The following is a 19765-nucleotide window of genomic DNA, read 5'->3' on the forward strand; positions in this document are numbered from 1 at the left end:
GAAACCATCGATGACAGCGTCTTTCTCCCCGTCACTATACGGGGAGAAATGTCCGGTAGGACAATGAGGGGCAGCGTCACCCTCGAAAAAGTGTGGAAGCAATCCTGACTGAAGCGGTTGTCCGACAAAGCTCGCGCTGATCACGCCGCCTCCAGCGCCGCCCTCACCGCAGCAATCGCGTCGTCGGCCTTCGAGGCATCGGGGCCACCGGCCTGGGCCATGTCGGGCCGGCCGCCGCCGCCCTGCCCGCCGAGTGCTGCGGAGGCGACGCGCACCAGGTCGACGGCGCTGAAGCGGCCGACGAGATCGTCGGTGACGGCGACCACGACGCTCGCCTTGTTGTCCTCGCCCGCACCGACGAACACGACCACCCCGGAGCCGAGCGAGCTTTTGCCGGCGTCAGCGAGCGGCTTCAGATCCTTCGGCGAGACACCCGAAACCGACTTGCCGAGGAAGCCGACGCCCGCGACGGTCTCGTTGGCGGCCGGCGCGTCAGCGGGCGACCCGCCGCCCAGTGCAAGCTTCTTGCGCGCTTCGGTGAGCTCCTTCTCGAGCTTCTTGCGCTCTTCGAGCAGGGCTTCAACACGCGCCGGCACGTCGGCCGGCGAGATTTTCAGTGTTGCCGCGGCCGCCTTTAGCCGCCGGTCCTGTTCGTCGAGATGCTTGCGCGCGGCCTCGCCCGTCAGCGCCTCGATGCGGCGCACGCCTGCGGCGACGGCGCTGTCAGACACGACGCGCACCAGGCCGATGTCACCGGTTGCCCTGACATGCGTGCCGCCGCAAAGCTCGACCGAATAGGGGCGGTTGGCCTTGGCGCCATGCAGGCCGGTGCCCATCGACACGACGCGCACCTCATCGCCGTATTTCTCGCCGAACAGCGCCATGGCGCCTTCGGCGATGGCATCGTCGACTGACATCAGGCGCGTGATCACCGGGCTGTTCTGCACCACGATCTCGTTGGCCATGCGCTCGACCTCCTCGAGTTCCGAGGACGAGATGGGCTTGTTGTGCGAGATGTCGAAGCGCAGGCGCTCAGGCGCGACCAGCGAGCCCTTCTGTGCAACATGGGTGCCCAGCACCTCGCGCAGCGCCTCATGGATCAGATGCGTCGCGGAATGATTCGCGCGGAGCCTGGAGCGCCTCGCATGGTCAACCTTCAGCTCGACGGCGGCACCCGTCCTGGCAGTGCCGCTGACCACCTTGCCGAGATGCACGAACAGCCCGTCGGCCTTCTTCTGCGTATCGGAAATCTCGATCGAGAAGCCTTCGCCTGAAATGGTTCCGGTGTCGCCCATCTGGCCGCCGGATTCGGCATAGAACGGCGTCTGGTTGACGACCACGGCAACGGCTTCACCCTTGCCGGCGCTGTCGACGGTCTTGCCGTCGCGGACAAGCGCCTGGATGATGCCTTCCGCCTGCTCGGTCTCGTAGCCAAGGAATTCGGTAGCGCCGGATTTTTCGCGCACCGGGAACCAGACCGCTTCGGTCGCCGCCTCGCCGGAACCTGCCCAGTGCTTACGCGCCTCGGCCTTCTGCTGCTCCATCGCATTGGTGAAGCCGGCAAGATCGACCGAGATGTTGCGCTGGCGCAGCGCATCCTGCGTCAGGTCGAGCGGGAAGCCATAGGTGTCGTAAAGCTTGAAGGCTGTCTCGCCGTCCAGCATGTCGCCGGCGCCGAGCTTTTCCGTCGCCTCCGACAGCAAACCCAGTCCACGCACCAGGGTCTTGCGAAACCTGGTCTCCTCAAGCTTCAGCGTCTCGGTGATCAGCTGTTCGCCGCGCACCAGTTCCGGATAGGCCTGACCCATCTCGCGAACCAGCGCCGGCACCAGCTTCCACACCAGCGGCTCGTTCGCACCGAGCAGCTGTGCATGGCGCATGGCGCGGCGCATGATGCGGCGCAGCACATAGCCGCGGCCTTCATTCGATGGCAGCACGCCGTCTGCGACCAGGAACGACGACGAGCGCAGGTGATCGGCTATGACGCGATAGGATGCGACGGTCTCGGCGTCGGGACCGCGGCCGAGCGCGGACGACGCTGCATCGATCAGATGGCGGAACAGATCGGTCTCAAAGACGCTTTCCACGCCTTGCAGGATGGAGGCCATGCGCTCCAGGCCCATGCCGGTGTCGATCGACGGGCGCGGCAGGTCGATGCGCTCGTCCTTCGTCACCTGCTCGTACTGCATGAACACCAGGTTCCAGAATTCCAGGAAGCGATCGCCATCCTCCTCCGGGGTGCCGGGCGGACCGCCCCAGATGTGCTCGCCACGGTCGATGAAGATTTCCGAGCATGGCCCGCATGGCCCGGTGTCGCCCATCGCCCAGAAATTGTCGGAGGTCGGGATGCGGATGATGCGATCGTCGGAAAAACCCGCGATCTTCTTCCAGAAGCCGGCCGCCTCGTCGTCGGTGTGATAGACGGTGACGAGCAGCTTGTCCTTCTTCAGCCCGAACTCCCTGGTGATGAGGTTCCAGGCCAACTCGATGGCGCGCTCCTTGAAATAGTCGCCGAAGGAGAAATTGCCGAGCATCTCGAAGAACGTCAGGTGGCGCGCGGTGTAGCCGACATTGTCGAGGTCGTTGTGCTTGCCGCCGGCGCGAACGCTTTTCTGGGCGGTCGTGGCACGCGAATAGGGCCGCTTCTCCAAGCCGGTGAAGACGTTCTTGAACTGCACCATGCCGGCATTGGTGAACATCAGCGTCGGATCGTTGCGCGGCACAAGCGGGCTCGACGCCACGACCTCGTGACCCTCCTTGCGGAAATAGTCGAGAAATGTCGACCGGATCTCGTTCACGCCACTCATGAATGCTGCCTTTTCGAGAGGGCCGCCGGCCGGACCGGCGGAAATGGGCTCTGCTTTAGAAGATGGAGCTGGCCTTTTAGCCGCCGCTTGGCACCCTGTCCAGAAACACGCAAGCCGGCCAATTCGCGGTTCGCCAGCCGCTCAAAACGCAAACCGCCGGCACGGGGGCCGGCGGTTCGAAACGCAATACTACAGAACTCGATTACATAAGCTCAAGTTGATGAACCGGGATTATGGCCGAACTCGGGCCGTAAATCGAATGATAGATCGCGCCCGCGAACGCTTGGATTACGCCGGCGAACGCTTACATCGCGCCGGCTTCATCCTCGAACCCATCGTCACCACCTTCGGAGCCGCCATTCTCTAGGAATTTTTCGGCGATCAGTCCGGCGTTCTGCCTGAGCGCAAGTTCGATCTCGCGCGCCGTATCGGGATTGTCGCGCAGGAACAGCTTCGCGTTCTCCCGGCCCTGGCCGAGACGCTGCGAATTGTAGGAGAACCAGGCGCCCGACTTCTCGACCACGCCGGCCTTGACGCCGAGATCGACCAGTTCGCCGGTCTTCGACACGCCTTCGCCGTACATGATGTCGAACTCGACCACCTTGAAGGGCGGCGCCAGCTTGTTCTTGACCACCTTGACGCGGGTCTGGTTGCCGACGACCTCGTCGCGGTCCTTGACCGAGCCGATGCGGCGGATATCGAGACGCACCGAGGCGTAGAATTTGAGCGCATTGCCGCCGGTGGTGGTTTCAGGCGAGCCGAACATGACGCCGATCTTCATGCGGATCTGGTTGATGAAGATGACCATGGTGTTGGAGCGCGAGATCGAGGCGGTCAGCTTGCGCAGCGCCTGGCTCATCAGGCGGGCCTGCAGGCCGGGCAACGAATCGCCCATCTCGCCCTCGATTTCGGCGCGCGGCGTCAGCGCCGCGACCGAATCGACCACCAGCACGTCGATGGCGCCGGAGCGCACCAGCGTATCGCAGATCTCAAGCGCCTGCTCGCCAGTGTCAGGCTGCGAGATCAGGAGGTTTTCGAGATCGACTCCGAGCTTGCGGGCATAGACCGGATCGAGCGCATGCTCGGCATCAACGAAGGCGCAGATGCCGCCCTTCTTCTGGGCTTCCGCCACCGTGTGCAGCGCCAGTGTCGTCTTGCCCGAGCTTTCCGGCCCGTAGATCTCGATGATGCGGCCGCGCGGCAGGCCGCCGACGCCAAGCGCGATGTCGAGGCCGAGCGAGCCGGTCGGCACGGTTTCGATCTCGACGACCTGCTCGTTCGCGCCGAGCCGCATGATCGAGCCCTTGCCGAAAGCTCGCTCGATTTGCGACAGCGCCGCATCCAGAGCCTTTGATTTGTCCACTGCCTTATCCTCTACAAGCCGCAAGCTGTTCTGAGCCATGATACATCACCCCGTAGTCGTCAATGAAGGCCGGACAATCCGTAATCCTTGGTTATTTGTACCTTTTTTGTTCTCATTTGGCAAGAGGGATCAAGCATTTGAAAAATAAGAAACATCCTGATTTGTTCTTTTTTTGTCTCACGATTCGGCTCCAGCATGGTCCGAATATTAGGCCAGGCTGGTTCGCCGGGCCGACCTCACGAATCGCCGGCTGTTGCCTGCGAAGCTCCGTCGCACAGCATGGCGCTTGTGCGTGACCGCCAACAAAGGTCATATCGGCGCATGGTGAGATCTCCAAGAGTCCTGGCGGTGGGCGGCGCCCATATCGACAGGCGCGGTCAAGTGTCCGGCGCTTACGTGCCGGCTGCCTCCAACCCGGGCACGATGCGCGAGGATGTCGGCGGCGGCGTCTTCAACGCCTTGCGCAGCACGGTGCGGCGAGGCGTCTCGGGCTCGCTGCTGTCGGTGCGCGGCGGCGATGCCGCCGCCGACACGGTTTCGCGCGCCATCGCCGAAGCGGGCATTGCCGACCTGTCCGCGGTGTTCCTCGACCGGACGACGCCGAGCTATACGGCGCTGATCGACCGCGAGGGCGAATTGCTCGTCGGCTTTGCCGACATGGCGCTTTATGAGCTGGCATTTGCAAAGCAGATCCGCCGCTCCAGGGTGCGGGAGGAGATCGCCGCCGCCGATGCCGTTCTGTGCGACGCCAATCTGCCATCGGCGGCTCTGGAGCGGCTGGTATCGCTTGCCGCCGGCAAGCCCGTGTTCGCCATTGCCATTTCACCGGCCAAGGTCGTGCGCTTGACACCGGTGCTCGGCGGACTGGCCGTCGCCTTCATGAACAGGCGCGAGGCGGTGGCGCTTGCCGGGCTTGATGATGCCGCCTCTCAAAAAACTATCGTCGACGGGCTGAGAAGCGCCGGCCTCGACAGCGCGGTGGTCACGGCGGGCGGTGGCCCGGTGCTGGGCTTCGACCGCGACGGCAGCTTTGCCGTCGTCCCGCCCCCTCCAAGAAAGGTCGTGGACGTCACTGGCGCCGGCGACGCGCTGGCGGGCGCTACGGTCGCCGCCCTACTGCGCGGCATGCCCTTGCGCGCGGCGCTGCGCGAGGGCGTCGCCGCCGCGACGCTGGCTATTGAAAGCGCGGGCGCCGTTCCCGATTTCACCACGGCGACTTTTGCGCAAGCTCTGGCTCTTGTGCCCGAAGAGCAGGAAATGGCATGAGACCGGCGTCTGAAAGGATGCCCCGCATTTCGGATTGGAGATCCAGATGACCCCAGATACCGTCCGCCCCTTCATCGATGTCCACGCGCCGGTGGCGCAGGCCCTGTCGGCCGGGAAGCCCGTGGTGGCGCTGGAAAGCACCATCATAACCCATGGCATGCCCTACCCCGACAATGGCGCTATGGCGGCCGACGTGGAAAGGATCATTGCCGATGGCGGCGCGGTGCCGGCGACGATCGCCGTGGTGGCGGGCCGCATCAAGATCGGCCTCTCCGACGGAGAACGCGAATCGCTTGCCATGACCGGCGATGCCATGAAGCTCTCTCGCGCCGATCTCGGCTTCGCCGTTGCGCAAGGGCGCACCGGCGGCACGACGGTTGCCGCCACGATGATCGCCGCGCATATGGTTGGGATAAAGGTGTTCGCCACCGGCGGCATTGGCGGCGTGCACAAGGGCGCCGAAAAAAGCTTCGACATTTCGGCTGATCTCGATGAGCTGGCGCGCACGCCCGTCATCGTCGTCTCGGCTGGAGCCAAGGCCATCCTCGACATCGAAAAGACGCTGGAAGTGCTGGAGACCCGCGGCGTGCCCGTGATTGGCCATGGCTGCGAGACCATGCCGGCCTTCTGGTCGCGGCAGTCGCCGTTCCGGGCGCCGCTGACCTTGCACGCTCCGGAAGACATCGCGCATTTCTACAAGACGCGACAGGCCCTGGGCCTGAGCGGCGGCATGCTGATCGCCAATCCGGTGCCGGAGGGTCACGAAATCCCGGCCGGCGAGATGGGCGGCTACATCGAGGCCGCCCAGAAGGCCGCCGAGGCGCTCAATGTCACCGGCAAGGCGGTGACGCCGTTCCTGTTGTCGAAGATCCTCGAGCTGACCGGCGGCCGAAGCCTGAAGACCAACATCGCCCTGGTCGAGAACAATGCGCGGCTGGCAGCGCGGATCGCCAAGGCGCTGTAGGGCCAATGTCGGCGGTGTGAAGGAACTCGACGGCTGCGGTTCACTTCCCCGCCCTTCGCCCCGCCTCATAGGCCCGCCGCGCCCACACCGCCATCTCATCCGGGTCGTCGAAGGCACTATCGGGAATGCTCCAGTAGGGCATCGCCACCAGCTTGCCGTGGCGGGACCCGGTGTAGGTCCACTGCGTGCAGGCGGCGGCCTCGAAGTCGGGCGCGCTTTGCTCGTCCGCCTTCAGCATCAATTCGCCGCGCAGCACGATGGCGACGATGACGCCGTCGGCATAGATGCCCTTGCCGCCGAACAGTTTCCGGATGCTGACCGGGCCCAGGCTCTGGAAGAGTTCTTCTATGCGTTCATTGTCCATGTGCGGATCATGTCACCGCGATCCGGCCTTGTCATCGGCGCAACCAAAACCATGCTGACAGGTTGAAAAGGATCGATCGGAGTTCCCGCCATGCCTGTCCTGCTCAAGGGGTCCTGCCGCTGCAATGCCGTTCGTTTCGAGGTGGAAAGCCACACGCCCGTGCCGTTCATGCTGTGCTACTGCTCGATCTGCCGCAAGCAGCAGGGCGGCGGCGGTTTTGCCATCAATCTCGGCGCCGACTACGAGACGATGACCATCCGGGGCAAGAGCAGCCTCGGCGTCTATCGGGCCGAGATCGAGGACGACGAACATCCGCATTGCGAGATCTCGACCGGAGAGCGCAATTTCTGCCGCAAATGCGGATCGGCGCTGTGGCTCTACGACCCGACCTGGCCGGAACTCGTCCATCCCTTCGCCTCGGCGATCGACAGCGACCTGCCGAAACCGCCTGAAAAGGTGCATCTGATGCTGAAATACAAGGCCAAGTGGGTCGAGCCCGATATCGGACCGAGCGACAAGGTGTTCGACGTCTATCCCGAGGAATCGATCGCCGACTGGCACAAGCGGACAGGGACGTGGGTGGAGTAGTCTTCTTCTTCCCGTGTACGGGGAACGTGCAGCTGATGAGAGGCGGCACAGACTTCGGATGAGCCAGCGCTGCCCCTGATCCGGCCCTTCGGGCCACCTTCTCCCCGTGAACGAGGCGAAGGAAGGTCAGGCGGAGGCGCGTGCTTCTGCCAGCGCCTTGAGGTCGGCCGGCTTCAGTTCGACGGATTCGCCGCAGCCGCAGGCCGAGCTCTGGTTCGGATTGCGGAAGGTGAAGCCGGTGCGCAGCGTCGTCTGCTCGAAATCCATCTCGGTGCCGAACAGGAAAAGTGCTGCTTCCGGCGCAACATAGACATGGGCGCCGTCGCGCTCGATGTGGTCGTCCTTGGTGTTGGGTTCGGTCACCAGGTCGACCGTGTATTCCATGCCGGCGCAACCGCCCTTCTTGATGCCGAGGCGAATGCCATGCGCGCCTTCACGCGTGGCAACGATCTCGCGCACCCGGTCGGCGGCCTTTTCGGTCATCGTGATGACGGCAAAGCGTCCCATATTTCCTTCTCCATTCCATGCAGGTTCAAGGCCTGCCGAATAATTCCTCACCTAAAATGGTGAAGTTTTACCATTGGCGCAAGTGTACCAGGCTCGCTGCTAGTACCAGCCCACCGCCACCTGCGCCTCTTCCGACATGCGGTCGGGCGACCAGGGCGGGTCGAATGTCATGTTGACCTCGACGCCCGACACACCTTCGACGGCGCCGACGGCATTTTCCACCCAGCCGGGCATTTCGCCGGCCACCGGGCAGCCGGGCGCGGTCAGCGTCATGTCGATCTTGACCGAGCGGTCGTCCTCGATGTCGATCTTGTAGACGAGGCCAAGCTCGTAGATATCAGCCGGGATTTCCGGGTCGTAGACCGTCTTCAGCGCCGAAACGATGTCGTCGGTCAGCCGCGCCAGTTCGTCGGCGGGAATGGCGGAGGCGGAAACCACCGCATTGGCGGCCGCGTCGGGAACAGCGTCGGTGGCTGTGCTGGCATCTTCCATGATCGTCACCCGAAAAACTTGCGCGCTTTTTCCAGCGCATCGGCCAAAGCATCGACTTCGGCTCGCGTATTATACATGCCGAACGACGCCCTGCATGTGGAGGTTACGCCGAAGCGTTTCAACAGCGGCTGGGCGCAATGGGTGCCCGCGCGGACAGCCACGCCTTGCCGGTCGATCACCATCGATACGTCATGGGCATGAATGCCTTGCAGCTCGAACGAGATGATGGCGCCCTTGCCCGGCGCGTCGCCGAAGATGCGCAGCGAATTGATGGCGCGCAATCGTTCGTGCGCATAGTCCTTCAAATCGGCCTCGTGCGCGGCGATGCGCTCGCGGCCGATTTTTTCCATGTATTCGAGCGCGGCGCCGAGCCCGATCGCCTGGACGATCGGCGGCGTACCGGCCTCGAAGCGGTGGGGCGGGTCGTTGTAGGTGACGATGTCTTCAGTCACCTCCTCGATCATCTCGCCGCCGCCCATGAACGGCCGCATGCGCTGCAGGATGTCCTTCTTGCCATAGAGCACGCCGATGCCGGAGGGGCCGTAGACCTTGTGGCCGGTGAAGACGAAGAAATCGCAGTCGAGGTCCTGCACGTCGATGGGCATATGGACGGCGCTCTGGCTGCCGTCGACGAGCACGGGAATGCCGCGCGCATGCGCGATGCGCACGATCTCCTTGATCGGCGTCACCGTGCCCAGCGCGTTCGACATCTGGGTGATGGCGACCAGCTTTGTCCGGTCGGTCAGTCGCTTCTCGAATTCCTCGACATGGAAGACGCCGAGATCGTCGACCGGCACCCAGACCAGCTTGGCGCCCTGCCGCTCGCGAATGAAGTGCCAAGGCACGATGTTGGAGTGATGCTCCATGATCGACAGCACGATCTCGTCGCCCTCGCCGATATTGGGCATGCCATAGCCATAGGCGACGGTATTGATGGCCGAGGTCGTGTTCGAGGTGAAGACGATATTGTCGGTGCTCGGCGCGTTGAGGAAGCGGCGCACCGTCTCTCGCGCCTTTTCATAGGCGTCGGTCGCCGCATTGGACAGGAAATGCAGGCCGCGATGGACGTTGGCGTATTCCTGGCTATAGGCCTGCTGGACGGCGTCGAGCACCGCCTGCGGCTTCTGCGCCGAGGCGCCGTTGTCGAGGTAGACGAGAGGTTTGCCGTAGACTTCGCGCGACAGAATCGGGAAATCGCGGCGGATCGCCTCGACGTCGTAGAAATCGCCGATCTTGCCTGGTGCGTTCATCACTTCACCCGTGCGTCAAAAACCATTCGTCGAGTCGCGCTTCCAGCGCCTCGACGATCACCTCGTCGTCCAGTTCCTCGATCACCTCGGCGATGAAGGCCTTCACCAGCAGACCACGGGCGCTCTTCTCGTCGATGCCGCGCGCCATCAGATAAAACAGATGGTTGTGGTCGATCTCGGTGACGGTGGCGCCATGACCGCAGACGACGTCGTCGGCGAAGATTTCGAGTTCCGGCTTGGTCGAGAACTCGCCGTCGTCCGACAGAAGCAGCGTGTTGCAAGCCATTTTGGCGTTGGTCTTCTGCGCGTACTGATGAACGTTGATGCGCCCCTGGAAGACCCCGCGCGCCTTGCCGGTCACCACATTGCGGATCAATTCCGTCGACGTCGTGTGCGGCACCGCATGGTCGAGCACCATGGTGGTGTCCGTGTGGGCGTCGCCGGCCAGCAGGTTGATGCCGCGCAACTGGAAGTCGGCGCCCTCGCCCGTCGTCTTCACCACGACCTCCTGGCGCACGAGCTTGCCGCCGGCGTTCATGACGAACAGCGTCAGCTTCGCGTTCTTGCCGATATGAGCCTTGAACTGCGCCAGATGCGTTGCCGTGTCCGGCTGCTCCTGGATGATGAGCCACGTCACCTCGGCGCCTTCGCCGAGCACGAGCTGACTGACCGAGCTGACAAGGGCTGCGCCCTCGCCCGCCTGGCGCTCGACGAGGACAGCTTTGGCGCCGGCGCCGACACGCACGGCCAGGCGCACATGCGTCTGGCCGCCGGCCTGCAGGTTCTGCAATTCGATCGGCTTTTCCAATTCAGTGCCGTCGGCGATGTCGACGAAATAGCCGTCGGCGACGAAAGCCGTGTTCAACGCCCCGATGGCATCGTCGCTGCCATAGGGATCGAGCCCAGGCGCGATGCTGCCGTCGGTCAGTTTCTCCGACAGGGCCTGGACGCTGACGCCTTCGATTCCGGGCGTTTTGGCGCTCGACACGCCATTGAGAAGCGGCAACACGGTGGAACCTTCAACAACTGGCGCGATGGCTTTGGCCACGGCCGTCGGATCGAAGTCCGGCACGGTGTTCAGCAGCCGGCGCAGGTCCGTGTAGTGCCAGGATTCGATGCGCCGGGTCGGCAGTCCGTGCTTCACCGCCTCGATGGCGTCGTCGCGCTTCAACATCACCGCGCCGTCGCCCGGCAGCAGCGACAACCGTTCGCCGAAAGCGTCGATCAACGCGGTTTCGACCGGCGTCCGCTGCGGTTGTGCGTGCATGTTCATCAGTTTGACCTTGCCCTCTGGCATCTCACGCGGCTTGCCCGATCACGCCGGCATAGCCATTGGCCTCCAAATCGAGCGCCAGCGACTTGTCGCCGGACTTGATGACCTGGCCCTTGTAGAGCACGTGCACGGTATCGGGCACGATGTGTTCGAGCAGCCGCTGATAGTGCGTGATGACGACAATGGCGCGCTCAGGCGAGCGCAGCGCGTTGACGCCATCGGAGACGATTTTGAGCGCATCGATATCGAGGCCCGAATCGGTCTCGTCGAGCACGCACAGCTTCGGCTCCAGCAGCTTCATCTGCAGGATCTCGGCGCGTTTCTTCTCGCCGCCGGAGAAACCGACATTGAGCGGCCGCTTCAGCATGTTCATGTCCATGTTGAGCGAGCCGGCTGCCTCCTTCACCCGCTTCAGGAATTCCGGGATCTTCAGCGGCTCCTCGCCACGCGCCTTGCGCTGCTCGTTCATGGCCACCTTCAGGAATTCCATGGTCGCCACGCCCGGTATCTCCATCGGATACTGGAAGGCGAGAAAGATGCCTGATGTGGCGCGCTCGGCCGGATCCATTTCGAGGATCGATTGGCCGTTGTAGAGAATGTCGCCCTCGGTGACCTCATAGTCCTCGCGGCCGGCGAGGATATAGGAGAGCGTCGACTTGCCCGAGCCGTTCGGGCCCATGATCGCGGCGACCTCGCCGGTTTTCACCGAGAGATTCAGGCCGCGGATGATCTCGGTGCCGTCATCGACGATGCGGGCATGCAGGTTCTTGATCTCAAGCATTCTTTTGTTTCCTGAATATCTGTCCGGTCAGCCGACCGAGCCCTCGAGCGAGATCCCGATCAGCTTCTGTGCCTCGACGGCGAATTCCATCGGCAGCTGCTGGATGACGTCCTTGACGAAGCCGTTCACGATGAGCGCGATCGCTTCCTCCTCCGGAATGCCGCGCTGCATGACGTAGAACTTCTGGTCCTCGGAAATCTTCGACGTCGTCGCCTCATGCTCGAACTGAGCCGTCGCGTTCTTGGCTTCCATGTAGGGCACGGTGTGGGCGCCGCATTGGTCGCCGATCAGCAGCGAGTCGCAATTGGTGAAGTTGCGCGCATTGGTCGCCTTGCGGTGCGCCGAAACCTGGCCGCGATAGGTGTTCTGCGAGAAGCCGGCGGCGATGCCCTTGGAGATGATGCGGCTCGACGTGTTCTTGCCGAGATGGATCATCTTGGTGCCGCTGTCGACCTGCTGATAGCCGTTCGACACGGCGATCGAATAGAACTCGCCGCTGGAATCGTCGCCGCGCAGGATGCAGCTCGGATATTTCCAGGTGATGGCCGAACCGGTTTCGACCTGCGTCCATGAAATCTTCGAGCGGTGGCCGCGGCAATCGCCGCGCTTGGTGACGAAATTATAGATGCCGCCCTTGCCCTCGGCGTCGCCGGGGTACCAGTTCTGCACCGTCGAATACTTGATCTCGGCATCGTCGAGCGCGACCAGTTCGACCACGGCGGCATGGAGCTGGTTCTCGTCGCGCTGCGGCGCCGTGCAGCCCTCGAGATAGGAGACGTAGGCCCCCTCCTCGGCGATGATCAGCGTGCGCTCGAACTGGCCGGTGTTCTTCTCGTTCATGCGGAAATAGGTCGACAGTTCCATCGGGCAGCGCACGCCCTTGGGCACGAAGACGAAGGAGCCGTCGGTGAACACGGCCGAATTCAGCGTGGCGTAGAAATTGTCCGATGTCGGCACGACCGAGCCGAGATATTTCTTCACCAGCTCGGGATGCTCGCGGATGGCTTCCGAGATCGAACAGAAGATGACGCCGGCCTGCGCCAATTCCTTCTTGAACGTGGTGACGACGGACACGGAATCGAACACCGCATCGACAGCGACGCGGCCGGACTTGTAGACGTTGTCGCTGGCTTCCTCGAGCTCGGACGCATCGGTCCTCTGCACGCCGGCGAGGATCTCCTGCTCCTTCAACGGAATGCCGAGCTTCTCGTAGACCTTCAAGATCTCGGGATCGACGTCGCTGAGCGAAGTCGGTCCGGGCGTGCTCTTCGGCGCCGCGTAGTAATAGATGTCCTGGAAATCGATCTTGGGATAGTTGACGCGCGCCCAGGTCGGCTCTTCCAGCGTCAGCCAGCGCCGATAGGCTTCCAGCCGCCATTCCAGCATCCAGGACGGTTCGTCCTTCTTCGCCGAAATGAAACGGATGATGTCTTCGCTCAGGCCCTTGGGAGCCTTATCGACAGCGATTTCGGTCTGGAATCCGTATTTGTATTGGTCGACGTCGATCTTTCGGACCCGATCGATCGTGTCCTGCACAGCAGGCATATGCGTTCTCCATCCACGCCGGGGTCAAGGCCCGACAGTTTTCAAACTATGGCACCGCCGGATAAGCACCCAAGGAGCACCCGCGGCAGCGTAAGTTTCATATAGTGCGCCTCGGCCGGAAATTCACCCGGCCAGCATGAAACGCACGGCTCTACCAGGCCGAAAGGCCCAAATTCGTCCAACCGCTACGCGGCCTTCTCCTTGCCCACCCGACGTTCGGCGATTTCTGCCAATGCCAGGCGGAACGCCTCGATGTCCTGCGCGCCGGTCGCCGCGCCGATCGACACGCGCAACGCACCCAGACTGCCACCGTGACCCATGGCCTTCAGCACATGGCTCGGACCGACTTTTCCCGACGAGCAGGCGGAACCCGCCGACAGCGCCACACCGGCCAGGTCGAAGGCGATCTGTACCGTTTCGGCCTTGGCGCCGGGAATAGCGAAGAATGTCGTGTTGGCAAGCCTCGGCGCGCCGGTTCCAAAGATTTCCACGTCCGGCACCAGCATTTTGACGATGGCCTCGATCTCGTCGCGATGCCGACGCACAGCGTCGATGGTCCCCAATCCGCTGAGAGCCTCCCGCGCCACCGCGCCGAAACCGGCAATGCCGGGCAGGTTCTCGGTGCCGCCGCGATGGCCCTTTTCCTGGCCACCGCCGTTAATGAGCGGCTTCGGCATCATCAGATCGGCAGCGGCGACGATGGCGCCGACGCCCTTGGGGCCGCCGATCTTGTGCGACGACAATATCAGGTAATCGGCGTAACCCGCCGTAATATCGATTGAAATGCGCCCTGCCGCCTGAACCGCGTCTACGACGAGGACACCGCCGACCGCCTTTACGATTTCGGCGATACGATCGACCGGCTGGATGACGCCAGTCTCATTATTGGCGGCATGGATTGCCACCAGCGGCAGGCCGCTGGCCTTATCGTGCGCGGCAAGCACGTTTGCCATTGCTTCGAGGTCGACAATTCCGTTGGCGTCGACGCCGATCCGCGTCACCTGCGAGGCCGGGAAGGACCCGCCGTTCAACAGGCAGGGGTGGTCGGCTTCGCAGACATAGAGATGGCTCATGCGGATGGTCCCGCGCCCCATCCGCCAATCGGGCGTCAGCAGCGTCGAGGCGGCTTCCGTGGCGCCTGACGTGAACACGACATGCCCAGCCTTGGCCTTCACCAATTCCGCCACATCACGCCTTGCAGTTTCGATCAGGCGACGGGCCGCGCGCCCTTCGGCATGGACCGATGATGGATTGGCGGCGGTATCGAGCGCCGCGACCATAGCCTCGCGTGCCGCTGCAAGCAGCGGCGCACTGGCATTGTAGTCGAGATAGGCGCGCATTCCGGCCATTTTCTTCCCATTGGTCCCGTCAGAAGCCATTCCACCGAGATATCGCGTTATTTCCTTGAAATTCCAAGGCAAGCCGTCCTATTTACGCGGCTTGCGGCGCGGGCAGCCGGGCGATTGCGTTCCGGCCACCCAGTTTTGAACAATTCTAAACTAGCTTCTATGAAGACGCTCGCCCTGCGTCAAGGCCAGAGGAAGGTTCTCGGGCGCCGCGCATTCTTATTACCCAAGTTGGAGTATTTCATGCCTGAGGTCATTTTCACCGGTCCGGCCGGCCGCCTGGAGGGTCGCTACCAGCCCTCGAAGGAAAAGAGCGCGCCGATTGCCATTGTCTTGCATCCGCACCCGCAATTCGGCGGCACGATGAACAACAAAATCGTCTACGACCTCTTCTACATGTTCCAGAAGCGCGACTTCACCACGCTGCGCTTCAATTTCCGGGGCATCGGGCGCAGCCAGGGCGAATTCGACCACGGCACGGGCGAATTGTCGGATGCGGCCGCAGCACTCGACTGGGTGCAGTCGCTGCATCCGGATTCCAAGAGTTGCTGGGTTGCCGGCTATTCGTTCGGCTCGTGGATCGGCATGCAGCTTTTGATGCGCCGGCCCGAGATCGAAGGCTTCATCTCGGTCGCGCCACAGCCCAACACCTACGATTTTTCCTTCCTGGCGCCCTGCCCCTCCTCGGGGCTCATCATCCATGGCGACGCTGACAAGGTGGCGCCACCGAAGGACGTGCAGGGCCTGGTCGACAAGCTTCACACGCAAAAGGGCATCACCATCACGCAGAAGACCTTGCCCGGCGCCAATCATTTCTTCGCCAACGATGCCGAACTGCTGATCGAGGAATGCGCGGATTATCTCGATCGCCGGCTGGCCGGCGAATTGTCGGATCCGCGCCCGAAGCGGCTGCGCTAAAGGGCGGATGGCCGCGATGTACCAGCCTCCTCATTTCCAGGAAACGCGGCCGGACGTGCTGCACGGGCTGATCCGGGCACATCCGCTCGGCCTGCTGGTTTCCAGCGGACCCGAGGGGCCGGTCGCCGACGCCATTCCGTTCCTGATCGACGCCGATGTCGGGCCAAACGGCAGGCTGCGCGCTCATCTGGCCAGAGCCAATCCGCAATGGCGCCTCATCGCCGACAATCCGGCCTCGACGGTGCTGATCGTCTTCCAGGGCACCGATGCCTATGTGACGCCGTCCTGGTACGAGACCAAGCGCGAAACCGGCAAGGTGGTGCCGACCTGGAACTATGCCATCGTGCAGGTGCGCGGCACCGCGAAGGTGATCGACGATCAGGACTGGCTGGCGCGGCAGATCGCCGACCTGACGGCTTCGCAGGAAGGCACGCGTGAGGCGCCATGGGCGGTAACGGATGCGCCTGCCCCGTTCATCCAGTCGCAGATCAAGGGCATCATCGGGCTGGAGATCGAGATCGCCGAAATCCATGGCAAATGGAAGGTCAGCCAGAACCGTCCCGTCGGGGACCGCGCAGGCGTTGCGCGCGGGCTTGAGAGCGAAACGGCCAATTCATCCGACATGGTGAACCTGGTAAGGTCCTACGGCGGACTGGACGGCGCCTGAAATTCCAGACTCAACGGATCAGACGGCTGTTCGGCTTGTTCGACCGATCAGCCGAAACGTCTGCTTGCGCACCGGCAAACCCGATCGTGTAGGGCTGAAGATGAAGCCAAGCCGGGCAAAGACCAATCCGCAAACCAGCGCGAAGGCAAAGCCAAGACCAAAGCCGGCGACGGTATCGCTCGGATAATGCGCGCCGACGAAGACCCGCGTCGAGGCGATGCAGGCCGTGACTGGCAGGGCGATGTACCAGCGCCGCGGGAACAAAAGCAGCAGGATGCCGAATACGGCCCCCATGGTCGTGGCGTGACCGGACGGAAAACCGGCAAAGCGCGCATCGAAGGCGAAGGGACGCAGCGACAGCACACCAAGATCCTGAAAATAGAGCGGACGCGCGCGGCCGACCGCATATTTCAGGGCATTGACCAGCAGGCCGGACAGGCCGACGGCGCTCAGCGCAAGGAACGCCAGGCAGGTCCAGTTGTAGACGAGCATCAATGACCGCCGCGGCAGGCTTCGCCAGTCCGTCAGATTGGCCCCTATGAGCAGCAATGCCGGCGGGATGAGATACCAGCCGCCCAGGCCGAACTGCGTCAGGAACTCGGCAAGCCGGCCGAAGCCCGCCGACCACTGGCCGTGCAGCAGTCCCGCCGGAGTGTCGAGGCCGACGAACGCCACTGCTGTCAGCAAAATCCAGGCCGAGATCCAGAGCGGCCACAGGATCTTGGGATACGATGCGGAACGAGCAGCGAAGCGCCCTCTGACGATCCGCAGCGTGTCGCGGAAATTGCCGGCCGACCGACGCAGCACCGCGGCGTGCGCAATGGAAACGGAAGGGCGCGGTTTCACCAGCATTGAAAACTCGACCCCGTTGTCGAACTCATTGGGCGATACGGTAGAGGCCGAGCGACATTTTGTCTCCCGATGAAAAGTTTAGCCCGTCGATCGTCGTAAGACGGCTGGCCGCCTTGCCTTGCCCGGCCAGCAGACCATCGAGTTTCTGCTCATCCTCGATCGGCGCCAGCCCCAGCGCGCAGGCGGGGTCCGCAAGCAGGTGCTTTGCCACGCCATCGGTATCGGTCAGCACCGTTTTCGTGCCCACCAGGAACACAAGGCTCGGTTCGTGATACTGGGCCGACACCAGCACCGAGGTGTCGCAGGGCTTGTAGGCGCGCACAGCCTCGTTGATCGCCGGGCTCAGCCATATCGGCCCCAGGGATGGGGCGATGACACCAAACAGCAACCCGTAGGTGATGCCCGCACAGGCGGCGACGGCGCCGATACGGGCAAGCGGCACTTGCAGCTGTCGCGAGAAGGCCAGGTAGCCGGCGCCGAGAGCCGACGCGGCCGCCGGAATGCTCCACCAGGAGAAAGCATGGGTGAGGTAGATCGGGGCGGCCACGCAGACCGCCGCCAGGCCGAGGCTGACCACGACCAGGCCAAAGGCCGTCGACCACCACAACCATTGCTGCCAACGCCGGAGCGGCGCATTGGCGTCCTGCGGCTGCAGGGTCAAAAGCCAGCCAATCAGCAGCGCCATGCCGGGATAGGCCGGCAGCACATAGTGCGGCAGCTTGGTCGGGATCAACTCGAACACCAGCCAGAAGGGGATGTACCAGGCGAGGCAGAAGCGCAGCCTGACATCGTCGCGCAGCCGGTTGAGCGCCTGCAGGCCGGCGCCGACGGCGATCAGGCCGAACGGCCACATGAACAGCGAATAGGTCAGCATGTAGAAGCCGGGCGGCAGGCCGTGCGATTCCTCGCCCTGGGCGACCTTGCCGAGCATGTCCTTGCCGACGGCCTGCTGGAGGAAGGCGCCCTGGCTTTTCCAGGTGATCAGGGCGAGCCAGGGCAAGACGATCAGCACGACGAGCAGCAGGCCGCGCCCCGCCTTGAGCTTCGACAGCCAGCGCCCGTCGCGTTCGAATGCAAACAAGACAGCGATGGTGAGCGCCGACAGCAGTGGGGCGATCGGCCCCTTGATGAGAATCGCGGCCCCTTGCGCCAGCCAGAATATCCACCACAGATGGCCGGCGACGGGCTCGTTGCGGCGCGATGCCAGGTAAATCTGCGCCAGCGCGCCCTGCGCCGCCACGCAGCAGGCCAGTAGCATCGCATCGGTCTTGGCGTCGCGGCCCTCGAAGGCGGTGGCGAAGATGGCCGCCATCACCAGGCCGGCGGCGATGCCGGCACTGGCTCCGAAAAGCCTGGTGCCGGTCCAGGCGATGCCGAGAACGGCCAGGGCGATGCCCAGCGTCGACACCAGGCGGTAGACCCATATAGGTGCGGCGGCGCCTTTGCCGCTCAGGGCCACGGCCGCGGATTGCAGCCAATAGATGCCGATCGGCTTCTGGTAGCGCGAAGCGTCCTGAAAGCGGATGTCGACATAGTCGCCGCTCTCGACCATCTGCTTGGTGGCCTGGACGAAGCGCGGCTCGTCACGATCCAACGGCGGCATGGACGCAAGTCCCGACACCGTCATCACCAGGCTGAACAGGAAGAGAAGGATGTAGTTCCTGTTCAGCGCCATATTCCAGCCTCTCCGACCATTCTTGCTGATGCGCAAAGCCGCTCAATCGACCTTGGTCATCGCCGCCTTGCGTTCATTGGCGATCAGCCAGAGATTTCTGATGTAGATGAACAAGCCCATGCCCTGGCCGGCGATGAACACCGGGTCCTGCCGCTTGATGGCATAAATCAGCAACAGACCTCCGCCGAACAGCGAGAAGAACCAGAAGGCGATCGGCACGACGCTTCGCTTGGCCTTTTCCGATGCGAGCCACTGCACGACGAAGCGCATGGTGAAAAAGAACTGGGCGACGAAGCCGAGCAGGATCCATGCGTTGAACTGTTCGATGAAGACCCGGTGGATCCAGGTCACCAGTTCCTGAAGCACGTTAACCATGCATGATTTCCTCTACTTTTGGCATCCGGCGACGCCTGCGGCGCAGCCACCAGACGCCGCAGAGATCGAGCACCCCCTGGAGGCCGCGGTCGAAAATCCCGTAATTCGACTTGCCGTGGCGGCGGGAGCGGTCGACGACGTCGCAATGCACGATATGGTATCCTTCCTGGATGACCAGCGCCGGAACGAAACGATGGGTGCCGTCGAAGAACGGCAGCTTGCGCAGGATCTCGGTGTGGACCGCCTTCAGGCCGCAGCCGGTGTCGCGCGTCTCGTCATGCAGGATGGCGTTTCTCAGCCAGTTGGCGAACCGCGATGCCAGTTGCTTGACCTTGCTGTCGCGGCGCTTCAGGCGCTGCCCTTGCGCGGCACCGTAGCCGGGCCCGGCTCGCCGCAAGGCGTCGACCAGCATGGGAATGTACTGAGGATCGTTCTGGCCATCGCCGTCGATCGTGGCGACGATGCTTCCGCGCGCCGCCCAGGCGCCGGAGCGTACCGAGAGGCTCTGGCCGGCGGATTTCTCGTGCCGCAATTCCCTGACGGGAAACGGTCGAAGTGCTGCCTGCCTGGCGAGAACGGCTGCGGTTTCGTCGGTCGAGCCGTCGTTGACGATGATCAGTTCGAAGTCGCGCCCGGTCATCGCCGCCTCGATCTCATCGATCAGCAGCGGCAGGTTTGCCGCCTCGTTCCTGCAAGGAATGACAATGGATATCAATGCGTCCGGCATGTCGC

General features: G+C 63.3%; 19 protein-coding genes. 5 read left to right on the plus strand and 14 right to left on the minus strand.

Annotated elements, in window-relative coordinates; all coding sequences use genetic code 11:
- Nucleotides 1–140 precede the first annotated feature (140 nt).
- A complete protein-coding gene (alaS, locus tag LB532_RS10395; protein ID WP_140637890.1) occupies nt 141–2807 on the minus strand; it encodes an alanine--tRNA ligase in 2667 nt (888 codons plus the stop codon).
- A 304-nt stretch (nt 2808–3111) separates the two neighbouring features.
- On the minus strand, nt 3112–4209 hold the full coding sequence (gene recA / locus LB532_RS10400; protein WP_010909075.1) for a recombinase RecA: 1098 nt from the start codon (nt 4207–4209) through the stop codon (nt 3112–3114).
- Nucleotides 4210–4491: 282 nt separating this feature from the next.
- Between recA and LB532_RS10405 the strand changes: the two genes are divergently transcribed.
- Both LB532_RS10405 and LB532_RS10410 read left to right on the plus strand, forming a co-directional pair.
- Nucleotides 4492–5436 carry a carbohydrate kinase family protein gene (locus LB532_RS10405; protein ID WP_140637889.1) on the plus strand — a complete coding sequence of 315 codons (945 nt, stop codon included), beginning with the start codon at nt 4492–4494 and terminating at the stop codon, nt 5434–5436.
- A 46-nt stretch (nt 5437–5482) separates the two neighbouring features.
- A complete protein-coding gene (locus tag LB532_RS10410; protein ID WP_140637888.1) occupies nt 5483–6400 on the plus strand; it encodes a pseudouridine-5'-phosphate glycosidase in 918 nt (305 codons plus the stop codon).
- A 40-nt stretch (nt 6401–6440) separates the two neighbouring features.
- Here LB532_RS10410 and LB532_RS10415 read toward each other — a convergent pair whose 3' ends face one another.
- Nucleotides 6441–6764, minus strand: coding sequence for a TfoX/Sxy family protein (locus LB532_RS10415; RefSeq protein ID WP_140637887.1), 324 nt, complete (start codon nt 6762–6764; stop codon nt 6441–6443).
- Nucleotides 6765–6854: 90 nt separating this feature from the next.
- On the opposite strand from LB532_RS10415, the gene LB532_RS10420 reads away from it, so the two are divergent.
- Nucleotides 6855–7352, plus strand: coding sequence for a GFA family protein (locus tag LB532_RS10420; RefSeq protein WP_140637886.1), 498 nt, complete (start codon nt 6855–6857; stop codon nt 7350–7352).
- Between the two features lie 126 nt (nt 7353–7478).
- Here the strand turns inward: LB532_RS10420 and sufA are convergent, their stop codons facing one another.
- The 7 genes from sufA to LB532_RS10455 form a co-directional block, all read right to left on the minus strand.
- Nucleotides 7479–7859 (minus strand): Fe-S cluster assembly scaffold SufA, encoded by a 381-nt coding sequence (sufA, locus tag LB532_RS10425; RefSeq protein ID WP_140637885.1) that lies wholly within the window; start codon nt 7857–7859, stop codon nt 7479–7481.
- Nucleotides 7860–7958: 99 nt separating this feature from the next.
- Nucleotides 7959–8351, minus strand: a complete 393-nt coding sequence (locus LB532_RS10430) for an SUF system Fe-S cluster assembly protein (protein WP_140493873.1) — start codon at nt 8349–8351, stop codon at nt 7959–7961.
- Between the two features lie 5 nt (nt 8352–8356).
- On the minus strand, nt 8357–9601 hold the full coding sequence (locus tag LB532_RS10435) for a cysteine desulfurase (protein WP_140637884.1): 1245 nt from the start codon (nt 9599–9601) through the stop codon (nt 8357–8359).
- Between the two features lie 4 nt (nt 9602–9605).
- A complete protein-coding gene (gene sufD / locus LB532_RS10440) occupies nt 9606–10874 on the minus strand; it encodes a Fe-S cluster assembly protein SufD (protein ID WP_140637883.1) in 1269 nt (422 codons plus the stop codon).
- A gap of 25 nt (nt 10875–10899) precedes the next feature.
- A complete protein-coding gene (gene sufC / locus LB532_RS10445) occupies nt 10900–11655 on the minus strand; it encodes a Fe-S cluster assembly ATPase SufC (protein WP_140637882.1) in 756 nt (251 codons plus the stop codon).
- Between the two features lie 27 nt (nt 11656–11682).
- Nucleotides 11683–13200 carry a Fe-S cluster assembly protein SufB gene (gene sufB / locus LB532_RS10450; protein ID WP_140637881.1) on the minus strand — a complete coding sequence of 506 codons (1518 nt, stop codon included), beginning with the start codon at nt 13198–13200 and terminating at the stop codon, nt 11683–11685.
- A gap of 185 nt (nt 13201–13385) precedes the next feature.
- Nucleotides 13386–14549: a cysteine desulfurase family protein gene (locus tag LB532_RS10455; protein ID WP_140637880.1), complete on the minus strand. Its 1164-nt coding sequence runs from the start codon at nt 14547–14549 to the stop codon at nt 13386–13388.
- Between the two features lie 240 nt (nt 14550–14789).
- Between LB532_RS10455 and LB532_RS10460 the strand changes: the two genes are divergently transcribed.
- Complete coding sequence (locus tag LB532_RS10460; protein WP_140493883.1) at nt 14790–15464, plus strand: alpha/beta hydrolase; 675 nt, start codon at nt 14790–14792, stop codon at nt 15462–15464.
- A gap of 16 nt (nt 15465–15480) precedes the next feature.
- A complete protein-coding gene (locus LB532_RS10465) occupies nt 15481–16131 on the plus strand; it encodes an FMN-binding negative transcriptional regulator (RefSeq protein WP_140637879.1) in 651 nt (216 codons plus the stop codon).
- 18 nt (nt 16132–16149) lie between these two features.
- On the opposite strand, the gene LB532_RS10470 is transcribed toward LB532_RS10465, so the two are convergent.
- From LB532_RS10470 to LB532_RS10485, 4 genes are read right to left on the minus strand one after another with little or no spacing between them, the layout of a single operon-like run.
- Nucleotides 16150–16983: a phosphatase PAP2 family protein gene (locus LB532_RS10470; RefSeq protein ID WP_140637878.1), complete on the minus strand. Its 834-nt coding sequence runs from the start codon at nt 16981–16983 to the stop codon at nt 16150–16152.
- A gap of 25 nt (nt 16984–17008) precedes the next feature.
- Nucleotides 17009–18658: an ArnT family glycosyltransferase gene (locus LB532_RS10475; protein WP_181169245.1), complete on the minus strand. Its 1650-nt coding sequence runs from the start codon at nt 18656–18658 to the stop codon at nt 17009–17011.
- A gap of 42 nt (nt 18659–18700) precedes the next feature.
- Nucleotides 18701–19033, minus strand: coding sequence for a lipid-A-disaccharide synthase N-terminal domain-containing protein (locus LB532_RS10480; protein ID WP_140493889.1), 333 nt, complete (start codon nt 19031–19033; stop codon nt 18701–18703).
- Nucleotides 19026–19760, minus strand: a complete 735-nt coding sequence (locus LB532_RS10485) for a glycosyltransferase family 2 protein (protein WP_140637877.1) — start codon at nt 19758–19760, stop codon at nt 19026–19028. The genes LB532_RS10480 and LB532_RS10485 overlap by 8 nt, the downstream gene beginning before the upstream one ends.
- Nucleotides 19761–19765 lie beyond the last annotated feature (5 nt).

This window comes from Mesorhizobium sp. ESP-6-2, assembly GCF_020164675.1.
Classification (GTDB): Bacteria; Pseudomonadota; Alphaproteobacteria; order Rhizobiales; family Rhizobiaceae; genus Mesorhizobium.